The following is a 20,273-nucleotide window of genomic DNA, read 5'->3' on the forward strand; positions in this document are numbered from 1 at the left end:
CCATGCGCATCCCCCTGGACTGGCTGCGGGAGTTCGTCCCCGTGCCCGCGGAGCACCGTGCCGAGGACGTGATGGCCGACCTCGTCCGCGTCGGCCTCGAGGAGGAGGACGTCCACCGTCCGGCTGCCGAGCTGCAGGGCCCGATCGTCGTCGGGCAGGTGCTCTCCAAGGAGCCCGAGCCGCAGAAGAACGGCAAGACCATCAACTGGTGCTCCGTGCGCGTGGTGCCCGAGGGCGCCGCACAGCCGCTCACCGGCGAGGGGATCGAGCCCTCCGGCGTGCAGGGCATCGTGTGCGGCGCCCACAACTTCGAGGTCGGGGACAAGGTCGTCGTGGCCCTGCCCGGCGCGGTGCTGCCCGGCGACTTCCGCATCAGCCCCCGCAAGACCTACGGCCACGTCTCGGCCGGCATGATCGCCTCCAGCACGGAGCTGGGCATGGGCGACGACGGCACGGACGGGATCATCGTGCTCGGCGACCTCGGGCTCGACCCCGAGCCGGGCACCGACGCCCGGGACGTCCTGGACCTGCACGGCGAGGCCGCCGAGATCAACGTGACGCCCGACCGCGGCTACGCGTTCTCGATGCGCGGCGTCGCGCGCGAGTACGCGCACGCCACCGGCGTGCCCTTCACGGACCCGGCCGCCGCCGTCCACCCGCCCGCGGCCGACGACGCCGGCCCGGCCGTCCGCATCGACGACGACGCGCCGATCCACGGCGAGCCCGGGGCCACCCGGTTCGTGGCCCGCACGGTCTCCGGCGTGGACGCGACCCGCCCGACCCCGCCGTGGCTGGCCGCGCGCCTGCGCCTGGCCGGCATCCGCACCATCTCCCTGCCGGTGGACATCTCCAACTACGTCATGTGGGAGCTGGGCCAGCCCCTGCACTTCTACGACGCGGACACGCTCTCCGGCGAGATCGTGGTGCGCCGCGCGCGGGCCGGAGAGACCCTGACCACCCTCGACGGCAAGGAGCGCGAGCTCGACCCCGAGGACCTGCTCATCACGGACGACTCCGGCCCCATCGGCCTGGCGGGCGTCATGGGCGGGGCCGCCACCGAGGTCACGGACGCCACCACCACGATCGTGGTCGAGTCCGCGAACTTCGACCCCGTGTCGATCGCCCGTACGCGGCGCCGGCACCGCCTGCCCTCGGAGGCGTCGAAGCGCAACGAGCGCGGCGTCGACTGGGAGATCGCCGACGAGGCGGCCGAGCGGGCCGTGCAGCTGCTCGTCGAGCTCGCCGGCGGCACCGCCGAGCCCGGGGTCACCGACGTCGGGACGCGGCCGCAGCCGGCCGTCGTCGAGATGGCCGCCGACTTCCCCTCCGCCCTGGTGGGCGTGGCGTACACGACCGACGAGGTCGTGGAGACGCTGCGCGCCCTGGGCGCCGAGGTGGCCGTCGCCGAGGCCGCCGCCGACGTCGCCCCGCGGCTGACCGTGACCGCCCCGTCGTGGCGCACGGACCTGCGCATCCCCGAGGACCTCGCCGAGGAGGTCGCGCGCCTGCGCGGCTACGACGCGATCCCCTCCGTGGTGCCCGTGGCCCCGCCGGGCCGCGGCTTCACCCGCCGCCAGGCCCAGCGTCGCCGCGTGTCGGCCGCGCTCGCGGCCGCGGGACTCACCGAGGTGCTGGCCTACCCGTTCGTCTCCGAGGAGCAGAACCGGCGTTTCGGGGCGGACTCGGACGCGCAGGGCCAGGCCCTGGCGATGGTGGCCCTGGCCAATCCGATCGCCTCCCAGTACCGGTACCTGCGCCTGTCGCTGCTGCCGGGCCTCGTCGAGACCGCGCGCCGCAACCTCGGACGCGGCTTCCGCGATCTGGCGCTGTACGAGATGGGGCTGGTCTTCCTGCCCGGCGCGCAGCTGGGCTCGGCGACGATCCCCCCGCGCGCGGTCCACCCCTCCGCCGAGGTCCTCGCCGACCTCGAGGCCGGCATCCCCGCTCAGCCGTGGCACGTGGCCGGTCTGTACGCCGGGCACGACTCGGCGCCCGGGCCGGACCACGACCCCCGCCCGGTGGACTGGCAGGACGCGATCGCCGGGGCCCTCGACGTGGCCGACGTCCTCGGCGTCGAGCTGACCGTCCGGCAGGGCCGGCACCACGCGTTCCACCCGGGCCGGGTGGCCGAGCTCGTCGTCGTGACCGAGCACGGGGACCGGGTGGTGGGCGTCGCCGGCGAGCTGCACCCGCAGTGGCTCGAGGCCGAGGACCTGCCCGCCCGCACGAGCGTGTGGGAGCTGGACCTGGACGCGCTGTGCGCCGCGGCCCCCGAGATCGTGGTCGCCGCACCGCTGTCCACGTTCCCCGTGAGCACGCAGGACGTGGCGCTCGTGGTGGACGAGGCCGTCGTGGCCGGGGACGTGCGCGCGACCCTCGCCGAGGGTGCCGGGGAGCTGCTCGAGGCCGTCGAGCTGTTCGACGTCTACCGGGGCGCGGGCGTGCCGGAGGGGCGGAAGTCCCTCGCGTTCTCCCTGCGCTTCCGCGCCCCTGACCGCACGCTCACCGCGGAGGAGGTCTCCGAGGCCCGCGCCGCGGCCACCGCGCTCGCGGCGCAGCGGCACGGGGCGGTCCAGCGCTGACCGTGTCCGTCGCGACCGGCCCGTGGGGCCTGACCTCGGCCGTCCCCGCCTCGGCGGGGGCGGCCGACGCCGTCTCCGCGCTGCTCGGTCAGGTGCGCACCGCCCTGACGGCGGCCTGGGGCGTGCCGGTGGGGCCGCTCGGGCTCCGGCACGCCTGCCCGCGCTGCGGCTCGGCCGCGCACGGCGTCCCCGCGCTGACCGGCCTGCCCCCCGGCCGGGTCGCCCTCGTCTCGTTCACGCGCGTCCGGATGCCCGGCACTGAGGACCGGGCTCGGATCGGGGCGTGGTGGGCGCCGGCACGGCCCGCCGACGGGCTCGGCCTCGGGGTGGACGTCGAGCGGGCGGACGCCGCGGCCTTCGCGGACGAGGACGGCCTGGGCGGGGTGGGCTTCTCGACGGCGGAGCGCGCCCGGGTGCGGGAGCTTCCCGCCCCCGAGAGGCCCGCCGCGCGGGCCCGGCTGTGGACGCGGAAGGAGGCGCTCGTGAAGGCCGCCGGCACCGGCTTCACGGGCGACCCCGCCGCCGTCGACGCACTGACCGTGCCGGCCGACGTCGTGCTGGTGGACCTCACCGACCGGCTGCCGGGCGGTCTCCTCGGGGCGCTGGCGCTGCGGGGCCGCTGAGTCGACCGCGCGGGCGCCTCAGCCCGGGAACGGCGGCAGCTCGGGCCGCAGCGTCCACGCGTCGAAGAGCTCGTCCACCTGCGCTCGGCTCACCCCGGCGTGCGGGGCCCACGCGTGCACGTGCGTGCGCAGCCCCAGGGAGTCGACGGTGCCGAACCGGTGCTCCCGCACCCAGGCGCGCAGCATGGAGCCGAAGAGGTCCGTGCCCAGCAGGTGCCGCAGCGCCTCCACGGTGAGCGCGCCGCGCTTGTACACCCAGTCCTCGAACATCTCCTCCGGCCCGGGCTCGGCCAGCGCCTGCTCCACCGGGTGCGCGGCCAGCTTCTGCCAGGCCCGCCGCGCCATCGAGGTGATGCTGGACCGCCCCGAGGCCTCGGCCCACAGCCACTCGGACCAGCAGGCGAAGCCCTCGTGCAGCCACAGGTCGGACCAGCGGCCCAGGGTCACGGCGTTGCCGAACCACTGGTGGGACATCTCGTGGGCGATCAGCCGCTCGGACTCCCACGAGCCGTCCAGGTGGTTGGTGCCGAACAGCGACATGCTCGCGGCCTCGAGCGGGATCTCGAGCTCCTCGTCGGCCACGACCGCGGTGTAGTCCTCGAATGGGTATGGCCCGTAGGCGTCGATGAACGTGGCCATCATGGCCGGCTGGGGGCAAGGGCCCGGAGGGCCCGCTGCTCGGTCCGCGGGGAGACCACGAGGCGCAGCGGCGGCAGGCCCTCGGCGGGAGGGGCGGCGTCCACGAGCCGGTAGCGGCCGATCTGCACGCTGAGCAGGTAGGCGGGCACGGGCTGGTCGAGCCGCCACCGCCACGTGACCCGCGAGCCGCGCGTGCGCACGGGCGCGCCCACGCCGTTGGCGACGGGCAGGTAGCCCGCGTCGCAGGTGAGGGTGATCTCCGCCGTCGAGCGGGAGGTGGGGGAGTCCACGCACGGCAGCCACGTGGAGGCGCCGTGGGGCTGCCCGGCCACGAGCACGCCGTCCGTGAGCTCCTCCCAGCCGATCGTGCCCCACGGGCTGCGCCGCAGCGTGGGCGTGCCCGCGTAGACCACGGTCAGCTCCACGAGCGTGCCCTCCGGCCGGCTCTCGTCCAGGTCGACGACGAGGCGGCTCGGGGCGCGGCCCGGCTGGGTGAACGAGGAGGCGACGGCGCGGCCGTCGACGACGGCGTCCACCCGGGACACGCGCAGCCGGTACAGGTCCAGCTCGATGCGGCGGCTCTGCTTCGTCAGGCGCACGCGCAGGACGGCGGTGCCGGAGACCCGGTTCGCGGCCAGGCGCACGTCGAGGTCCAGTGCGATGTGCTCGACGGTGGCGGCGTCGGTGCCGACGCCCGGGACGTAGGGATCGGTGCTCATGCTTCCTCTCGGGAGGGGGTGGCCGCGGCGGCGGGGTCGCCGTCGGGACGACGCCACGGGGAGACCGGGTTGCCGAGCCACCACGTGCCGGCGGGCAGCTCCTCGCCGCGCATCACGAGGGACCCGGCACCGACGGTGGTGCCGCGGCCCAGGCGGGCGGCGGGCAGCACCACGGAGTGGGGGCCGAGGGTGGCGCCGTCCTCCAGGACGACGGCGTCCAGGGACATCACGCGGTCGTGGAACAGGTGGGTCTGGACGACGCAGCCGCGGTTCACGGTGGCGCCGTCGCCGAGCTCCACGAGGTCGGCCTCGGGCAGCCAGTAGGACTCGACCCAGGCGCCGTGGCCGATGCGGGCGCCCATCGCGCGCAGGAACCAGACCAGGGCGGGGGTGCCGGCCGCGGCCCGGCTGAACCACGGGGCGGCGAGGAACTCGGTGAAGGTGTCCGCGACCTCGTTGCGCCAGATGAACGAGGACCACAGCGGGTGCTCGCCCGCGCGGATCCGGCCGACGAAGACCCGCTTGGCGAGCACGGTCAGGCTCGCCGCGACCGCGCCGGCCGCGAGCAGGACGACGCCGCCCAGGACGAAGGCCAGCGCCCACGTGCCGACCGCGATGAGGGCGGCCAGCGTCGCGCCGACGGCGAGGGACAGGGCCACGTGCAGCCACACCGGGATCGCGCGCAGCAGCTCCCAGGCGGTGCGGGCGGCCTTGAGTCGGGCCGGCGGGTCGTAGGTGAGGGCGGCGTCTGCGGTGACCTCGTTGCGGCGCAGGCGCACGGGCGGGGAGCCCATCCAGGACGTGCCCGCCTTGGTCTTGGCCGGGGTGGTGGACAGCACCGCCACGAGCGAGTCGCGGCGCAGGGTGCGGCCGCCGGGCACCATGCCGGAGTTGCCCACGAACGAGCGCTTGCCGACCTTCGCGGGGGCCACGTGCATCCACCCGCCGTCGAGGGAGTAGGAGGAGACCATCGTGTCGTCGGCGAGGAACGCGCCGTCGCCCACGCGGGTCATGCAGGGCAGGAGCACCACGGTGGAGGCCTCGACGCCGCGGCCCACCTCGGCGCCCAGCAGGCGCAGCCACGTCGGCGTGAAGCGGGAGGCGTAGATCGGGAACAGCTGGTCGCGGGCGGCGTCGAGGACGCGCTCGGTGGCCCACACCTGCCAGCCGACCCGGGAGCGCACGGGGTGGTGCCCCTCCGTGATGCCGAGCGCGAGCAGGCGCACGGTGACGAGCACGAGCAGCATCTGGGTCAGGAACCAGACGCCGGCCACCAGGGGGCTTGCGGCCAGCAGGCGCGCCGCGGTGGTCCCGACGGCGGCCAGCGGCCCCGCCTCCGGGGCCGGCGGCCACCAGGTCAGCGACCACGCGGCCACCGCGGCCGCCGCGGCGGCGGAGACGAGCGGAAGGAGGGAGATGAGGGTCGAGAGGACGGTCGCCATCAGGCGCCAGCCCGGGGTCTCCCGCGGCGCCTCGGCGGGGCCGCGGGACTTCACCTTGCCCACCTTGACGGCGGGGGAGCCGGCGTGGCGCTGGCCGCCGCGCACCCGCCCGGCGACGGTGGACCCGGCCTCGACGTGCGCCCCGGCGCCGACCTGGGCGCCCGGCAGGAGCGTGGAGCGGGCGCCCACGACGGCGTCCGCGCCGATGCGCACCTCGCCGAGCCGGACGACGTCGCCGTCGACCCAGTAGCCGGACAGGTCCACCTCAGGCTCGATCGCGGCGCCCTCCTCGACCGTGAGCATGCCGGTGACCGGTGGCACGGTGTGCATGTCCACGTCCTTGCCGATCCGGTTGCCCAGCAGTCGCGCGTAGGCGGGCACCCACGTGGCGCCGGCCAGCGAGTAGGGGTCCACGAGGTCGCTGATCTGCTGGGCGAGCCACAGGCGCAGGTGGACGCGGCCACCGCGCGGGTAGGACCCGGGGCTCACGCCGCGCAGCAGCAGCCGGGCCGTCGCGGCGGTGAGCAGCATGCGGCCGGGCACGGTCACCACCAGCAGACCGGCCACGATCAGCACCCACCACGGCACGGTGGGCAGCCCGGGCGCGAGCCCGGAGAGCGTCAGCAGGTTCAGGGCCAGGCCGGTCCACACGCCCAGGCGCAGGGCGGGCAGGACGAACACGGGCAGTCCCACGAGGGTCTGGACCCACTGGGTGCGGTGGCGGGTGCGGTCGACGTGCCGGTCGTGCACCTCGATGCCGCGGGGGCCGTCGTCGCCCACGACGGCGGCCACGAGGGCCCCGGCGGTGGGGTTGCGGTAGACGTCCTGGACGGTCACGGCCGGGTGGCGCAGGCGCAGGCGGGCCACGAGCTGGGCAGCGGCGAGCGAGCCGCCGCCGGCCTCGAAGAAGTCGGTGTCGGCGTCCTTGGGGGGCGCGCCGAGCACGTCCGCCCACTGGCGCAGCACCCAGCCGTCGGCGGTGTCCTCGTTCGGCTGGGGCGCGTCCTCGTCCACCTCGGCGCCGGGCAGGGGCCACGGCAGCGCGTGGCGGTCCACCTTGCCGGAGGTCTTCGTGGGCAGGGAGTCCACGACGGCCAGCCGGGGCACGAGTGCGGCCGGCAGCTCCGCCGCGAGGTGCTCGCGGGCCATGTGCAGGTCGAGCTCGGCCTCGGGGTCCGCGGGGACGAGGTAGCCGACGAGGATCTGGTGGCCCGCCGGGGTGGTCTGCACGGCCGCGGCGCCGCCGTGGACGCCGGGCAGGGCCTGGAGGGCCGCGTCCACCTCGCCGAGCTCGATGCGGCGGCCGCCGAGCTTCACCTGGTCGTCGGCGCGGCCGACGAACAGCAGGCCCTCCGGCTCGAAGACCACGAGGTCACCGGAGCGGTAGGCACGCTCCCAGCCGAGGGAGGGCATGGGGGCGTACTTCTCGGCGTCCTTGGCCGGGTCGAGGTAGCGGGCCAGGCCGACGCCGCCGATGATCAGCTCGCCCGTCTCGCCCTCGGCCACGGGCAGCGTGGTCTGCGGGTCGACGACGGCCAGGTCCCAGCCGTCCAGGGGCAGGCCGATGCGGACCGGGCCGAGACCGCTGAGCGGGGCCGCGCACGCGACGACGGTGGCCTCCGTGGGGCCGTAGGTGTTCCAGACCTCGCGGCCGTCCTCCGCCAGGCGCGCGGCGAGCTCGGGCGGGCAGGCCTCGCCGCCGAAGATCAGCAGCCGGACGTTGTCCATGGCCTCGGTGGGCCACATCGCGGCGAGGGTCGGCACGGTGGACACGGCGGTGATGCGCCGCTCGGCGAGCCACGGGCCGAGGTCCATGCCGGAGCGCACGAGCGAGCGGGGGCCGGGACCAGGCACGCACCGTGACGCCAGGCGAGCCACATCTCCTCGCACGAGGCGTCGAACGCGACGGACAGTCCCGCCAGCACGCGGTCGCCCGGGGCGAGCGGATCGTCCGCCAGGAAGATCCGCGCCTCGGCGTCCACGAAGGCCGCGGCCGAGCGGTGGCTCACCGCCACGCCCTTGGGGGTGCCCGTCGAGCCCGAGGTGAAGATGATCCACGCGTCGTCCTCGAGCCCGGGGGCGCGGGCCTCGGCGGCCGGGTCCACGGTGTGCTCGGGGTGCGGGGCATAGATCCGCTCGTCGGTGAGGACACCGGCCACCTTCGCCTCGCCGAACACGAGACGGGCGCGCTCCTCCGGATCGTCCGCGTCCACGGGGACGTAGGCCGCGCCGGCGGCGAGCACGCCGAGGATCGAGACGTACAGCGCGGCCGTGCCCGAGGCGATCCGCACGCCGACCCGGTCTCCCGCCCGCACGCCGGCGTCCCACAGGTGGCGGGCGGTCTCGTCGACGCGCTCCCGCAGCTCCGCGTACGTCAGCGGCTCGACGCCGTCGTCCAGGGCGGTCGCGTCCGGGTGCTCGCGCGCCGTGGCGTCGAAGAGCTCGACGAGCGTCCGGGCGGGCGGGGTGCGCTCGGAGCCGGGCAGCTGCGGCCGATGCGGCGCGCCCGCGGGGTCGATGGGGACGGAGGGCGGGGTGGGCGCGGCGGACGAAAGGGACACAGGGGCCTCCGGGGGTGTGAGCGGCAAACCGAGGGTCGGACGCGGACCAGGCCGCAGCGGGACATTCTATGCCCCGCCCGCGGCCGCGCGGGGCGCCCGGAAGGCACCGGGCGGGTCCGGCTCAGGAGAGGGTGAGCAGCACCTTGCCCGTCGTCGACCGGGACTCGAGGGCGGCGTGCGCGGCGGCCGCGTCCGCGAGCGGGAAGCGCTCGCCGATCCGTACGTCGAGCTCGCCGGAGGCCCACGCCCCGAACACCTCTCCACCACGCCAGCGGGTCTCCTCGCCCGTGCGCGTGTAGTGCACCAGCGAGGGTCGGGTGACGTACAGCGCGCCGGCCGCGTTGAGTCGCTGCAGGTCGAAGGGGGGCACCTGCCCGGAGGCCCCGCCGAAGAGCACGAGCGTGCCGCGCACGCGCAGCACCTCGAGCGAGGTGTCGAAGGTGTCCTTCCCCACGCCGTCGAACACGGCGTGCGCGCCCTCGCCGTCGGTCAGCTCGGCCACCGTGGCGGCGAGGTCCGGATAGTCCACCGCGGCAACGGCGCCCGCGCCCCGGGACAGCTCCCGCTTCTCCTCCGTGGACGCCGTGGTGACCACGCGGGCGCCGCGGGCCGTCGCGAGCTGGGTGAGCAGGAGCCCCACCCCGCCGGCACCGGCCGTCACGACCACCGTGTGGCCCTCCTCCACCGGGAAGGTGGACCGGCAGAGGTAGTGGGCCGTCATGCCCTGCAGCGGAAGGGCGGCGGCCTCGGCCAGGTCGATGCCCTCCGGGACGGTGAGGAGACGATCCGCGGGGGCGGTGAAGTGCTCGGCGTACGCACCGGTGGCCGTCGCGGTGGCGACACGGGCCCCCAGGAGCCCGGCGTCCACGCCCTCGCCGAGCGCGACGACCTCGCCGGAGCCCTCCGTACCGGGGGTGAAGGGCAGGTCCATCGTGTAGACCCCGGAGCGCTGGTACGTCTCGATGAAGTTCAGGCCCGCCGCGGCGGTCCGCACCAGCACGTGCCCCGGCGCGGGGGAGGGCACCTCCGTCTCGGTCCACTGCAGGACCTCGGGGCCGCCCGTGGCGGACACGACGACGGCGTGGTGGGTGCGGGGGACGGCGGGGGTGTTCGCAGTGGTCATGGCCCCACTCTAGGAGCGGGCCGGGCCATCCGGCCCGGCCCGGGGGACCCGAGGCGCCGCATAGATATTCGGTGCAACGCATATCTGCGCTAGGATGAAGCCATGACCCACACCGTCGCCGTCTCCGGAGCCAGCGGCTACGCCGGGGGAGAGGCCCTGCGCCTGCTCGCCGGCCACCCGTCCGTCACCGTCGGAGCCATCACGGCCCACTCGAACGCGGGGGAGCGCCTCGGCGCTCTCCAGCCGCACCTGCACGCCCTGGCGGACCGCGTCCTCGCCGAGACCACCGCGGAGGTCCTCGCCGGCCACGACGTCGTGATCCTCGCGCTGCCCCACGGGGCCTCCGGGGCGCTGGCGGCCGAGATCGCAGAGCGATCCCCGGACACCCTGGTGATCGACGCGGGCGCCGACCACCGCCTCGAGTCAGCCGCAGACTGGGAGGCCTTCTACGGCACCGCGCACGCCGGGACCTGGCCCTACGGCCTGCCCGAGCTGCCCGGTCAGCGTGAGCGACTCGCCGGCACCCGCCGCATCGCCGTCCCCGGGTGCTACCCGACCACCTCGATCCTCGCCCTCGCGCCCGGCTTCGCCGCGGGGCTGCTCGAGCCGCAGGACGTGGTGATCGTCGCCGCCTCGGGCACCTCCGGGGCGGGCAAGGCGCTCAAGCCGCACCTGCTCGGCGCCGAGGTCATGGGCGGGATGAGCCCGTACGGCGTCGGTGGCGGGCACCGGCACACCCCGGAGATCGAGCAGGGCCTGGCCCAGGCGGCCGGCGAGCCGGTCCGCGTCTCCTTCACGCCCACGCTCGCGCCGATGCCGCGCGGCATCCTCGCGACGGCCACGGCGCGGCTGCGCCCCGGCGTGGCCGCCGCGGACGTGCGCGCGGCATGGGCCGCGGCCTACGGCGGCGAACGCTTCGTGCACCTGCTGCCCGAGGGGCAGTGGCCGACGACGAAGGCGGTCCTCGGCTCCAACCACGTGCAGCTGCAGCTCGCCGTGGATGAGCGTGCCGGCCGCGTGATCGTCTGCGCGGTGCTCGACAACCTCACCAAGGGCACGGCCGGCGGCGCCGTGCAGTCCATGAACATCGCCCTGGGCCTGCCGGAGCAGGCGGGGCTCGAACAACAGGGGGTCGCGCCGTGAGCGTCACCGCAGCACAGGGGTTCCGGGCGGCCGGCGTCACCGCGGGGCTGAAGGCCTCGGGCACGCCCGACGTCGCCGTCGTCGTCAACCAGGGCCCGCGCGACGCGGCGGCCGCCGTCCTCACCGAGAACCGGGTGGCGGCCGCCCCCGTGGTCTGGACCCGCCGCGCCGTGCGGGACGGCCGCGCGACCGCGGTCGTCCTGAACTCCGGCGGGGCCAACGCGGCCACCGGCGCCGAGGGCCTCGAGGACGCCCGTCGCACCGCCGAGCACGCGGCCGCCGCCCTCGGAACCGCCGCCGACGACGTGCTCGTCTGCTCGACCGGCCTCATCGGCGAGCGCCTGCCGATGGACACGCTCACCGCGGGCGTGGCCGAGGCGGTCGCCGCCCTGAGTCCGGACGGCGGCGAGGACGCCGCCGTCGCGATCAAGACCACGGACACCGTGGCCAAGACCGCCGTGGCCCGCGGCGCGGGCTTCACCGTGGGCGGCATGGCCAAAGGGGCGGGCATGCTGGCACCCGGCATGGCCACGATGCTCAGCGTCATCACCACGGACGCCGACGTCCCCGCCCCCGCCCTCGACGCGGCCCTGCGCGAGGCCGTGCGCGCCACCTTCAACCGGGTCGACTCGGACGGGTGCATGTCCACCAATGACACCGTGATCCTGCTGGCCTCGGGCGCGTCCGGGACGGCGCCCGAGCCCGCGGCGTTCGCCGCGGCCCTCCACGAGGTCTGCGCGGACCTGTCCCGCCAGCTCGTCGCCGACGCCGAGGGTGCCCGGCACGACATCGCCGTGCGCGTGGTCCACGCCGAGACCGAGGAGGCGGCCGAGGCCGTCGCGCGCGCTGTCGGCCGCTCCAACCTGTTCAAGACCGCGATCTTCGGCCAGGACCCGAACTGGGGACGCGTGATCGCCGCCGTCGGCACGGTCCCGGAGTCGGTCGCCGCCTTCGACCCGTACGCCCTCGACGTGCGCTTCAACGGCGTCCAGGTGTGCCGCGCCTCCGGCGTGGGAGAGGACCGCTCCCGCGTGGACCTCTCGGCCCGCGAGGTGCTCGTCGAGGTCGACCTGCACGCCGGCGACGCCGAGGCCACGGTCTGGACCAACGACCTGACGCACGACTACGTCCACGAGAACTCCGCCTACTCCACGTGAGGACCCCCAGCATGAGCCCGCACACCGATCCGGCCACGGCGGCCGCGCCCGTCCTGTCCACCGCGGACCGGCTCGACCGCGCCGAGTCCAAGGCGGAGGTCCTCGTCGAGGCCCTGCCCTGGATCCGGCGGTTCGCCGGCACCGTCATGGTCGTCAAGTACGGCGGCAACGCCATGGTCTCGGAGGAGCTGCGCCGGGCGTTCGCCGAGGACATCGTGTTCCTGCACCACGTGGGGGTCCACCCCGTGGTGGTGCACGGCGGCGGCCCGCAGATCAACGCGATGCTCGACCGCCTCGGCATCGCCTCGGAGTTCCGCGGCGGCCTGCGCGTGACCACCGAGGAGGCCATGGACGTGGTCCGCATGGTGCTCACGGGACAGGTGGGCCGCGAGCTGGTCGGCCTCGTGAACTCCCACGGCCCGTACGCCGTCGGCTTCTCCGGCGAGGACGCGGGGCTGCTGCGCGCCCGCCGCACGGGCGCCGTCGTCGACGGCCAGGAGGTGGACCTCGGCCTCGTGGGAGAGGTCACCGGAGTCGACCCGACCGCGATCCTCGACGTGATCGAGTCCGGGCGGATCCCCGTGGTCTCGTCGGTCGCCCCCGAGATCGACGACGACGGCGAGCCCACCGGGCAGGTCCTCAACGTCAATGCGGACACCGCCGCCGCGGCCCTGGCCGCCGCCCTCGGCGCCGCGAAGCTCGTGCTGCTCACCGACGTCGAAGGCCTCTACGCCGACTGGCCGGACCGCGACTCCCTCATCAGCTCGCTCACCGCCGCCCAGCTGCGCGCGCTGCTGCCCTCCCTGGCCTCCGGGATGATCCCGAAGATGGCCGCGTGCCTGGCGGCCGTGGACGCCGGCGTGCAGCGCGCCCACGTCGTGGACGGCCGCCGCCCCCACTCGATGCTGCTCGAGGTCTTCACCTCTGCGGGCGTCGGCACCCAGGTGGTGCCCGACGCCGAGCCCACCGCCCCGACCACCCCCGAGGAGGACGCATGAGCACCGACCAGTCCGCGCTGCTGGAGCGCTACCACGCCGCCCTGACCGGAGTCTTCGGCCGCCCCACCCGCGTGCTCGTGCGCGGCGAGGGGGTCCACGTGTGGGACGCCGACGGCCGGCGCTACACGGACCTGCTGGCCGGCATCGCCGTGAACGCGCTCGGCCACGGCCACCCGGCGCTGGTGCGGGCGGTGTCCGAGCAGGTCGCCACGCTCGGCCACGTGTCCAACCTCTTCACCTCCGAGCCGCAGATCCGCCTGGCCGAGCGCCTGCTGGAGCTGGCCGGCGCGCCCGCGGGCTCCACCGTGTTCTTCGCGAACTCCGGCACGGAGGCCAACGAGGCCGCGTTCAAGCTCGCCCGCCGCCACGGTGCGGACGACCCGTCCGGCCGCCGGACGCGGGTGATCGCGCTCGAGCGGGCCTTCCACGGCCGCACGATGGGCGCCCTCGCGCTCACGCACAAGGAGGCCTACCGGGCGCCCTTCGAGCCGCTGCCCGGCGGCGTGGAGCACGTGCCGGGCGGGGACGCCGCGGCCCTGCGGGCGGCCCTGGCCCCGGACGACGACGGCGCCACCGTCGCCGCCGTCATCCTCGAGCCGGTCCAGGGCGAGGCCGGCGTGCACGGCTGGCCGGCGGGCTACCTGGCCGAGGTGCGGGCCGCGACCCGCGAGGCCGGCGCCCTGATGATCCTCGACGAGGTGCAGTCCGGTGTGGGCCGCACCGGCACGTGGTTCGGCTTCCAGAACCCGGCCGTCACCGGGGCGGCCGAGCCGGTGGTGCCCGACGCCTTCACCCTGGCGAAGGGACTGGGCGGCGGCGTGCCGATCGGGGCGCTCGTGTGCGTCGGCCCCGCCGTCTCCGGGCTGCTCACCGCCGGCCAGCACGGCACCACGTTCGGCGGCAACCCCCTGGCCACCGCCGCGGGCCTGGCCGTGCTCCAGACCGTCGAGGACGAGGGCCTGCTCGGCCACGTCCGCGCGGCGGGTGAGGCCGTGGCCGCCCTGCTGGAGGATCTGCCCGAGGTGGCCGCGGTGCGCGGTCACGGCCTGTGGATCGGCGTCGATCTGGCCGACCCCGCGGGAGCGGCCCCGGCCGGCGGGCTGGCCCCCGCCGTCGTCGCCGCCGGCCTCGAGGCGGGCTGGATCCTCAACGCCACCGGCCCGTCCACCCTGCGCCTGGCCCCGCCGCTGACCGTGCCCGTGGCCGAGCTCGAGCGCTTCGCCGCCGCCCTGCCCGGGCTCGTGGCCGCCGCCCTGACCCCCGCCGAAGGAGACCGCCCATGACCCCCGCCACCGCCGTCCGCCACTTCATGGTGGACACGGACCTCACCCCGGCCGAGCAGGCCGAGGTGCTCGACCTCGCCGCGCAGATGAAGGCCGACCGGTTCCGGCACCGCCCGCTGGCCGGGCCCCGGACCGGCATCGTGTTCTTCGACAAGACCTCCACGCGCACCCGCGTCTCGTTCGCCGCGGGCATCGCCGAGCTCGGCGGGACGCCCTTGATCGTGAACCCGGGGGAGTCGCAGCTGGGCCACAAGGAGTCCGTGGCCGACACGGCCCGCGTGCTGGAGCGGATGGTCGGCGTCATCGTCTGGCGCACGTTCGCCCAGGCCGGCCTCGAGGAGATGGCCGCCCATTCCTCGGTGCCCGTGGTCAATGCGCTCAGCGACGACTACCACCCCTGTCAGATCCTCGCCGACCTGCTGACGGTGCGCGAGCACCTCGGCGGCACGGCGGGCCGCACCCTGGCGTATCTGGGGGACGCGGCGAACAACATGGCCCACTCGTACCTGCTCGGCTGCGCGACGGCCGGCATGCACGTGCGGGTCGCCGGACCCGAGGGGCACCTGCCTGCCGAGGACGTCGTGGCCGCCGCCCGACGGCGGGCGGCGGAGACGGGCGGTTCCGTCCTCGTCACGACGGACGCGGCCGAGGCTCTGGCGGGCGCGGACGTCGTCGTGACCGACACGTGGGTGTCCATGGGCCAGGAGGAGGAGAAGGAGGCCCGCCTGGCGCTGTTCCGGGACTACCAGGTGGACGCCGTCGCGATGGCGCGGGCGGCCGACGACGCGATCTTCCTGCACTGCCTGCCCGCGTACCGGGGCTACGAGGTCACGGCCGAGGTGATCGACGGGCCGCGGTCCGTGGTGTTCGACGAGGCCGAGAACCGCCTGCACGCGCAGAAGGCTCTCATCGCCTGGCTGCTGTATCGCTCCGGCCTGGCCGAGGAGCCGCGCTGATGGCCGCCCCCACGACGAAGATCGCCCGTCAGGCCGCGATCCGGGAGATCCTGGCCACCCGGGGCATCCGCTCCCAGGCCGAACTCTCGGACGCCCTGGGCGATCGCGGGCTGTCCGTCACCCAGGGCACGCTCTCGCGGGACCTGGTGGACCTCGGCGCGGTGCGGACGCGCGGGCCGGCCGGCATGGTCTACGCCCTGCCGGCGGAGGGCGACGACGCCGCCGTGCCGGGCCGCGGCTCGGACGCGCAGCTGAATCGCCTGGCGAGCATGGCCCGCGAGCTGCTCGTCTCCGCCGAGCCCACCGCCAACCTCGTGGTCCTGCGCACGCCCCCGGGTGCGGCGCAGTTCCTGGCCAGCGTGATCGACCAGGCGCGCGTGGAGCACGTGCTGGGCACGATCGCCGGCGACGACACCATCCTCCTCATCACCACGGGGACCACGTCCGCCCCGGCCGTCGCGGCCCACCTGCTGGGTCTGGCGGGCTAGCCGACCCGTCCGGCCCCGCCCGCGCGGGTGACGGGCACCAGACACGAGGAAGGCCCCCGCCGACGGCGGGGGCCTTCCTCGTGCCGCACCGGTCCGGGGGACCGGTCAGGCGTCTCAGGCCTGCGGCAGGACGAGCTCCTGGCCGACGTAGATCACGGCGGCGTCGGAGACGGCGCCCTTGTTGGCCTCGTAGAGGGCGGTCCAGCCGCCCTCCACCTCGTACTCGTTGGCGAGCTTCCAGAGGGAGTCACCGGACTTGACGACGATGGTCTCGGCCTCGGCGACGACGGCCTGCTCCGCGGCAGCGGCCTTCTCAGCGGCGGCAGCCTTCTGAGCGGCGGCCTTCTCCGCGGCGGCAGCCTTCTGAGCGGCGGCCTTCTCCGCGGCGGCGGCACGCTGGGCGGCGGCCTTGTCGGCGGCGGCCTGCTCGGCAGCAGCCTGCTCGGCGGCCCAGCGCTCGGCGGCGGCCTGGTCAGCGGCGGCCTGCTCGGCAGCAGCCTGCTCGGCGGCCCAGCGCTCGGCGGCGGCCTGGTCAGCGGCGGCCTGCTCGGCAGCAGCCTGCTCGGCAGCGGCCTCGTCGGCGGCAGCCTGCTCAGCGGCAGCCTCGTCGGCGGCGGACTGGCGCTGCACGGTGGCGGTGCGCTCCACGGCGACCGGGGCGGCCTCGGTGGCGTCCACGTCACCGGCGTCCGCGTCAGCCTGGGTCAGGCCCAGCTTCTGCGAGCACAGCGGCCAGGCGCCCCAGCCCTGCAGGTCCTGGAGGATCTCGGCGCGCTTGATCTGCTCGGCCTTGGAGGCCTGGTGCGGGTAGCCCTCGCCGCCGACGGCCTGCCAGGAGGACAGGGTGAACTGCACGCCGCCGTAGAAGCCGTTGCCGGTGTTGATGTCCCAGGTGCCGTTGGACTCGCACTCGGCGAGGCGGTCCCAGGTGTCCACGGTGGCGGCCTGGGCCGGGGCGGAGAAGCCCACGGCGGCGGCGCCGGCGAGGGTCATGCCCGCAACGATCGAGGCGGTGGCACGGCGGGAGCGGGTGGCGGAAGTGGTGAAGAGAGTCATGATGTCCATAGCGAGTCCTCGCTGATCGGCGGCCGAGGCGCACCGGGGTCGTCCTTCTCCTTGGTCGGGTCATGCCCTCCGTCGGTTCGAGACGACCCAGCAGCGGGCGACCGTCGGAGGGGGTTCGATGTCGTGGCCTCCCCGTCCCCGACCTCTCGGTCAGATCACGGTTCGATCACGAATCGGCTACGGAAGAGTCAACGACGGGAGCCCCCCTCGCGTCAAATCATGGGTCGACGAATTCTTGCCCGTCCGTCTCACATTTGAGATCAGGTGACGAATCGCTACCTGAGGCGGGAGTACGTGGACGAAATGCACGCCACTGGCCGCATTGGAACTCAGGGCGTCTGATTGGACGGTGTGGACGACCTCCGTCACAGGGGCATGGGCGAAGGTCACGATCGACGGTCGAAACCGTGACCGGCGTCGCGTTCGACCCGAACTTCGAGCGCGGGGCCATGGTTGCGGGTGGCCGCCGCGGTGGGCGCAGAGGGGCTGCGCAGGATCCATCGGGAGCTGATATTCCGTCAGTTGCATATTTATTCAAGACCCGGGTAGGATCGTCGCCGAGCACGCCTTCGACGGCCACGTGCCGCGCTCGGAGACGCCCCCCTATATAAAGGAGAAAACGTGAAGGAACGCATCATCCTTGCCTACTCGGGCGGCCTGGACACCTCGGTGGCCATCGGCTGGATCGCCGAGGCCACGGGCGCCGAGGTCGTCGCCGTCGCGGTCGACGTGGGCCAGGGGGCGAGTCCCTCGAGACGATCCGCCAGCGCGCCCTGGACTGCGGCGCCGTCGAGGCCTACGTCGCCGACGCGCGTGACGAGTTCGCCGAGCAGTACTGCATGCCCACGCTCAAGGCCAACGCCCTCTACATGGACGCCTACCCGCTGGTCTCCGCGATCTCGCGCCCGGTGATCTCCCGCCACCTGGTCGCGGCGGCCCGCCAGTTCGGCGCCTCGACGGTGGCGCACGGCTGCACCGGCAAGGGCAACGACCAGGTCCGCTTCGAGGTCTCCATTCAGACCCTCGGGCCCGACCTGAAGTGCATCGCCCCGGTGCGCGACCTCGCCCTGACCCGTGAGAAGGCCATCGAGTACGCCCAGCGCAACGACCTGCCGATCGTCACCACCAAGAAGAACCCGTTCTCGATCGACCAGAACGTGTGGGGCCGCGCCGTCGAGACCGGCTTCCTCGAGGACATCTGGAACGGCCCCACGAAGGACGTCTACGACTACACGGACGACCCCGCCTTCCCGCCGGCGCCGGACGTGGTCACGATCGCCTTCGAGCGCGGCGTCCCCACGGCCCTCGACGGCCGCGCGCTGAGCCCGCTGGAGATCATCGAGGAGCTCAACCGCCGGGCCGGTGCCCAGGGCGTGGGCCGGATCGACATCGTCGAGGACCGCCTCGTGGGCATCAAGTCCCGCGAGATCTACGAGGCACCGGGGGCCATGGCGCTGATCGCGGCCCACCGTGAGCTCGAGAACGTCACCCTGGAGCGTGAACAGGCGCGCTTCAAGAAGCATGTGGACCAGCGGTGGACCGAGCTGGTCTACGACGGCCAGTGGTACTCCCCGCTGAAGCGGAACCTGGACACGTTCATCGACGCGACCCAGGAGCACGTCAACGGTGAGATCCGCCTGGAGCTCCACGGCGGCCGCGCCACGGTGCAGGGTCGCCGGTCCGAGACCGGCCTGTACGACTTCAACCTCGCCACGTACGACGAGGGCGACTCGTTCGACCAGTCCTCGGCCCGCGGGTTCATCGACATCTTCGGCCTGTCCGCGAAGACGGCCTCCGAGCGCGAGCAGCGCCTGCGCGGCAGCGACGACCTCCAGGACGTCGCCCGCCTGTCCAACGACTGACCCCGCACGCCCCGTGCACGACGGCGGCCCGCCCGCGACCGGGCCGGCCGCCGTCGGCCTGTCACCGACCTCGAGGAGACCTTCGATGACCGAGAACACCGATGCCCGCCACGGGACCAACGAGGGCGCCCTGTGGGGCGGCCGCTTCGCCGGCGGCCCTTCCGAGGCGCTCGCCGCGCTCAGCAAGTCAACGCACTTCGACTGGCGCCTGGCGCCCTATGACATCGCGGGTTCCCGTGCCCACGCCCGGGTGCTGCACACCGCCGGTCTGCTCAGTGCGGACGACCTGGACGGGATGATCGCGGCCCTCGACCGTCTCGAGGCGGACGTGCGTTCCGGTGCCTACACCCCGGCGGCGTCCGATGAGGACGTGCACGGCTCGCTCGAGCGCGGCCTCATCGAGCGGGCCGGTCCCGAGCTCGGCGGCCGCCTGCGGGCCGGCCGATCCCGCAACGACCAGGTCGCCACCCTCGGCCGGATGTTCCTGCGCGACCACGCCCGCATCATCGCGCGGGGCGTGATCGCCACGGTGGACGCGCTGCTCGATCAGGCGCGGGCGCACCCGCACGCGCCGATGCCGGGCCGCACCCACCTGCAGCACGCGCAGCCCGTCCTGCTCTCGCACCACCTGCTCGCGCACGCCTGGGCGTTCGCGCGGGACCTGCAGCGGCTCGTGGACTGGGACGCGCGCGCGGCCGTCTCGCCGTACGGCTCCGGGGCCCTGGCAGGCTCCTCCCTGGGTCTGGACCCGAACGCCGTGGCCACCGAGCTCGGCTTCGAGTCGGCCGTGTGGAACTCGATCGACGGCACCGCCGCCCGCGACGTGTACGCGGAGTTCGCGTGGGTCGCCGCGATGGTCGGCGTCGACCTGTCCCGCATCTCGGAGGAGGTCATCTTCTGGGCCACCAAGGAGGCGGGCTTCGTGACGCTGCACGACGCGTACTCCACAGGGTCCTCGATCATGCCGCAGAAGAAGAACCCGGACGTCGCCGAGCTGGCCCGCGGCAAGTCCGGCCGCCTCATCGGCGACCTCACGGGGCTGCTGGCCACGCTCAAGGGCATGCCGCTGGCCTACAACCGCGACCTGCAGGAGGACAAGGAGCCCGTCTTCGACGCCGCGGACACCCTCGAGCTGCTGCTGCCCGCCGTCTCCGGGATGATCGCCACCCTCGAGTTCCAGACGGAGCGCATGGCGGAGCTGGCCCCGCAGGGCTTCGCGCTGGCCACCGACGTCGCCGAGTGGCTCGTCCGCCAGGGGGTCCCGTTCCGCGAGGCCCACGAGCTGTCCGGCGAGGCCGTGAAGGCGGCCGAGGCCCGGGGCGTGGAGCTGTGGGACCTCACGGACGATGAGTACGCGGCCATCTCGCCGGCGCTGACCCCGCAGGTCCGCGAGGTGCTCAGCACGGAGGGCTCGCTCGCCTCTCGCGACGCCCAGGGCGGGACCGCGCCGACGGCCGTCGCGGCGCAGATCGGGGCGCTCGAGGACGCCCTGGAACCGCTGCGCCGCTGGGCCGACACGCCGGGCTCCGTCGTCGACGCCCGCTGACGCGGTCGCCCGGTCGAGTCGGCGTCGGCCGGGCCGGACGCGGCGGTGCCCGGCAGGGCACCGCCGCGTCACCCGCCGTTCACCGC

13 protein-coding genes and 2 pseudogenes are annotated in these 20,273 nt (G+C 74.9%); 10 read left to right on the forward strand and 5 right to left on the reverse strand.

Going from position 1 to position 20,273, the window contains the following annotated elements; all coding sequences use genetic code 11:
• Positions 1-2 precede the first annotated feature (2 nt).
• Both pheT and POD19_RS07545 read left to right on the forward strand, forming a co-directional pair.
• On the forward strand, positions 3-2,582 hold the full coding sequence (gene pheT, locus POD19_RS07540; RefSeq protein WP_078025580.1) for a phenylalanine--tRNA ligase subunit beta: 2,580 nt from the start codon (positions 3-5) through the stop codon (positions 2,580-2,582).
• Positions 2,583-2,584: 2 nt separating this feature from the next.
• Entirely contained in the window at positions 2,585-3,205 is a 621-nt protein-coding gene (locus POD19_RS07545) for a 4'-phosphopantetheinyl transferase family protein (protein WP_036337488.1), read from the forward strand.
• An 18-nt stretch (positions 3,206-3,223) separates the two neighbouring features.
• On the opposite strand, the gene POD19_RS07550 is transcribed toward POD19_RS07545, so the two are convergent.
• From POD19_RS07550 to POD19_RS07565, 4 genes and pseudogenes are all read right to left on the reverse strand, one after another.
• Positions 3,224-3,847, reverse strand: a complete 624-nt coding sequence (locus POD19_RS07550) for a M1 family aminopeptidase (RefSeq protein ID WP_236743531.1) — start codon at positions 3,845-3,847, stop codon at positions 3,224-3,226.
• A complete protein-coding gene (locus POD19_RS07555) occupies positions 3,844-4,563 on the reverse strand; it encodes a hypothetical protein (RefSeq protein ID WP_236743530.1) in 720 nt (239 codons plus the stop codon). Before POD19_RS07555 ends, POD19_RS07550 begins: the two co-directional genes overlap by 4 nt.
• A pseudogene (locus tag POD19_RS07560) lies at positions 4,560-8,566 on the reverse strand (Pls/PosA family non-ribosomal peptide synthetase). The gene POD19_RS07555 and the pseudogene POD19_RS07560 overlap by 4 nt, the downstream one beginning before the upstream one ends.
• A gap of 121 nt (positions 8,567-8,687) precedes the next feature.
• On the reverse strand, positions 8,688-9,689 hold the full coding sequence (locus POD19_RS07565; protein WP_144818744.1) for a quinone oxidoreductase family protein: 1,002 nt from the start codon (positions 9,687-9,689) through the stop codon (positions 8,688-8,690).
• Between the two features lie 102 nt (positions 9,690-9,791).
• On the opposite strand from POD19_RS07565, the gene argC reads away from it, so the two are divergent.
• Genes argC through argR form a run of 6 tightly spaced genes read left to right on the forward strand, consistent with a single transcriptional unit; the run spans position 9,792 to position 15,714 of the window.
• On the forward strand, positions 9,792-10,832 hold the full coding sequence (argC, locus tag POD19_RS07570) for an N-acetyl-gamma-glutamyl-phosphate reductase (RefSeq protein WP_044659908.1): 1,041 nt from the start codon (positions 9,792-9,794) through the stop codon (positions 10,830-10,832).
• Positions 10,829-11,989 carry a bifunctional glutamate N-acetyltransferase/amino-acid acetyltransferase ArgJ gene (gene argJ / locus POD19_RS07575; RefSeq protein WP_044659909.1) on the forward strand — a complete coding sequence of 387 codons (1,161 nt, stop codon included), beginning with the start codon at positions 10,829-10,831 and terminating at the stop codon, positions 11,987-11,989. Before argC ends, argJ begins: the two co-directional genes overlap by 4 nt.
• Positions 11,990-12,000: 11 nt before the next feature.
• Positions 12,001-12,987 (forward strand): acetylglutamate kinase, encoded by a 987-nt coding sequence (gene argB / locus POD19_RS07580; RefSeq protein WP_169577793.1) that lies wholly within the window; start codon positions 12,001-12,003, stop codon positions 12,985-12,987.
• Positions 12,984-14,270: an acetylornithine transaminase gene (locus tag POD19_RS07585; protein WP_144818746.1), complete on the forward strand. Its 1,287-nt coding sequence runs from the start codon at positions 12,984-12,986 to the stop codon at positions 14,268-14,270. The genes argB and POD19_RS07585 overlap by 4 nt, the downstream gene beginning before the upstream one ends.
• Positions 14,267-15,226 (forward strand): ornithine carbamoyltransferase, encoded by a 960-nt coding sequence (gene argF, locus POD19_RS07590; RefSeq protein ID WP_340309412.1) that lies wholly within the window; start codon positions 14,267-14,269, stop codon positions 15,224-15,226. Before POD19_RS07585 ends, argF begins: the two co-directional genes overlap by 4 nt.
• Entirely contained in the window at positions 15,226-15,714 is a 489-nt protein-coding gene (gene argR / locus POD19_RS07595) for an arginine repressor (protein WP_095694721.1), read from the forward strand. Before argF ends, argR begins: the two co-directional genes overlap by 1 nt.
• Before the next feature lie 114 nt (positions 15,715-15,828).
• Here argR and rpf read toward each other — a convergent pair whose 3' ends face one another.
• On the reverse strand, positions 15,829-16,779 hold the full coding sequence (rpf, locus tag POD19_RS07600; RefSeq protein ID WP_115166107.1) for a resuscitation-promoting factor Rpf: 951 nt from the start codon (positions 16,777-16,779) through the stop codon (positions 15,829-15,831).
• Positions 16,780-17,400: 621 nt separating this feature from the next.
• On the opposite strand from rpf, the pseudogene POD19_RS07605 reads away from it, so the two are divergent.
• A pseudogene (locus POD19_RS07605) lies at positions 17,401-18,641 on the forward strand (argininosuccinate synthase).
• A gap of 85 nt (positions 18,642-18,726) precedes the next feature.
• Positions 18,727-20,187 carry an argininosuccinate lyase gene (gene argH, locus POD19_RS07610; protein WP_063190210.1) on the forward strand — a complete coding sequence of 487 codons (1,461 nt, stop codon included), beginning with the start codon at positions 18,727-18,729 and terminating at the stop codon, positions 20,185-20,187.
• Positions 20,188-20,273: the final 86 nt, after the last annotated feature.

Origin of the sequence: Micrococcus sp. GPGPB33 (assembly GCF_037853785.1) — a bacterium.
In the GTDB taxonomy this organism is placed as follows: Bacteria; Actinomycetota; Actinomycetes; order Actinomycetales; family Micrococcaceae; genus Micrococcus; species Micrococcus luteus.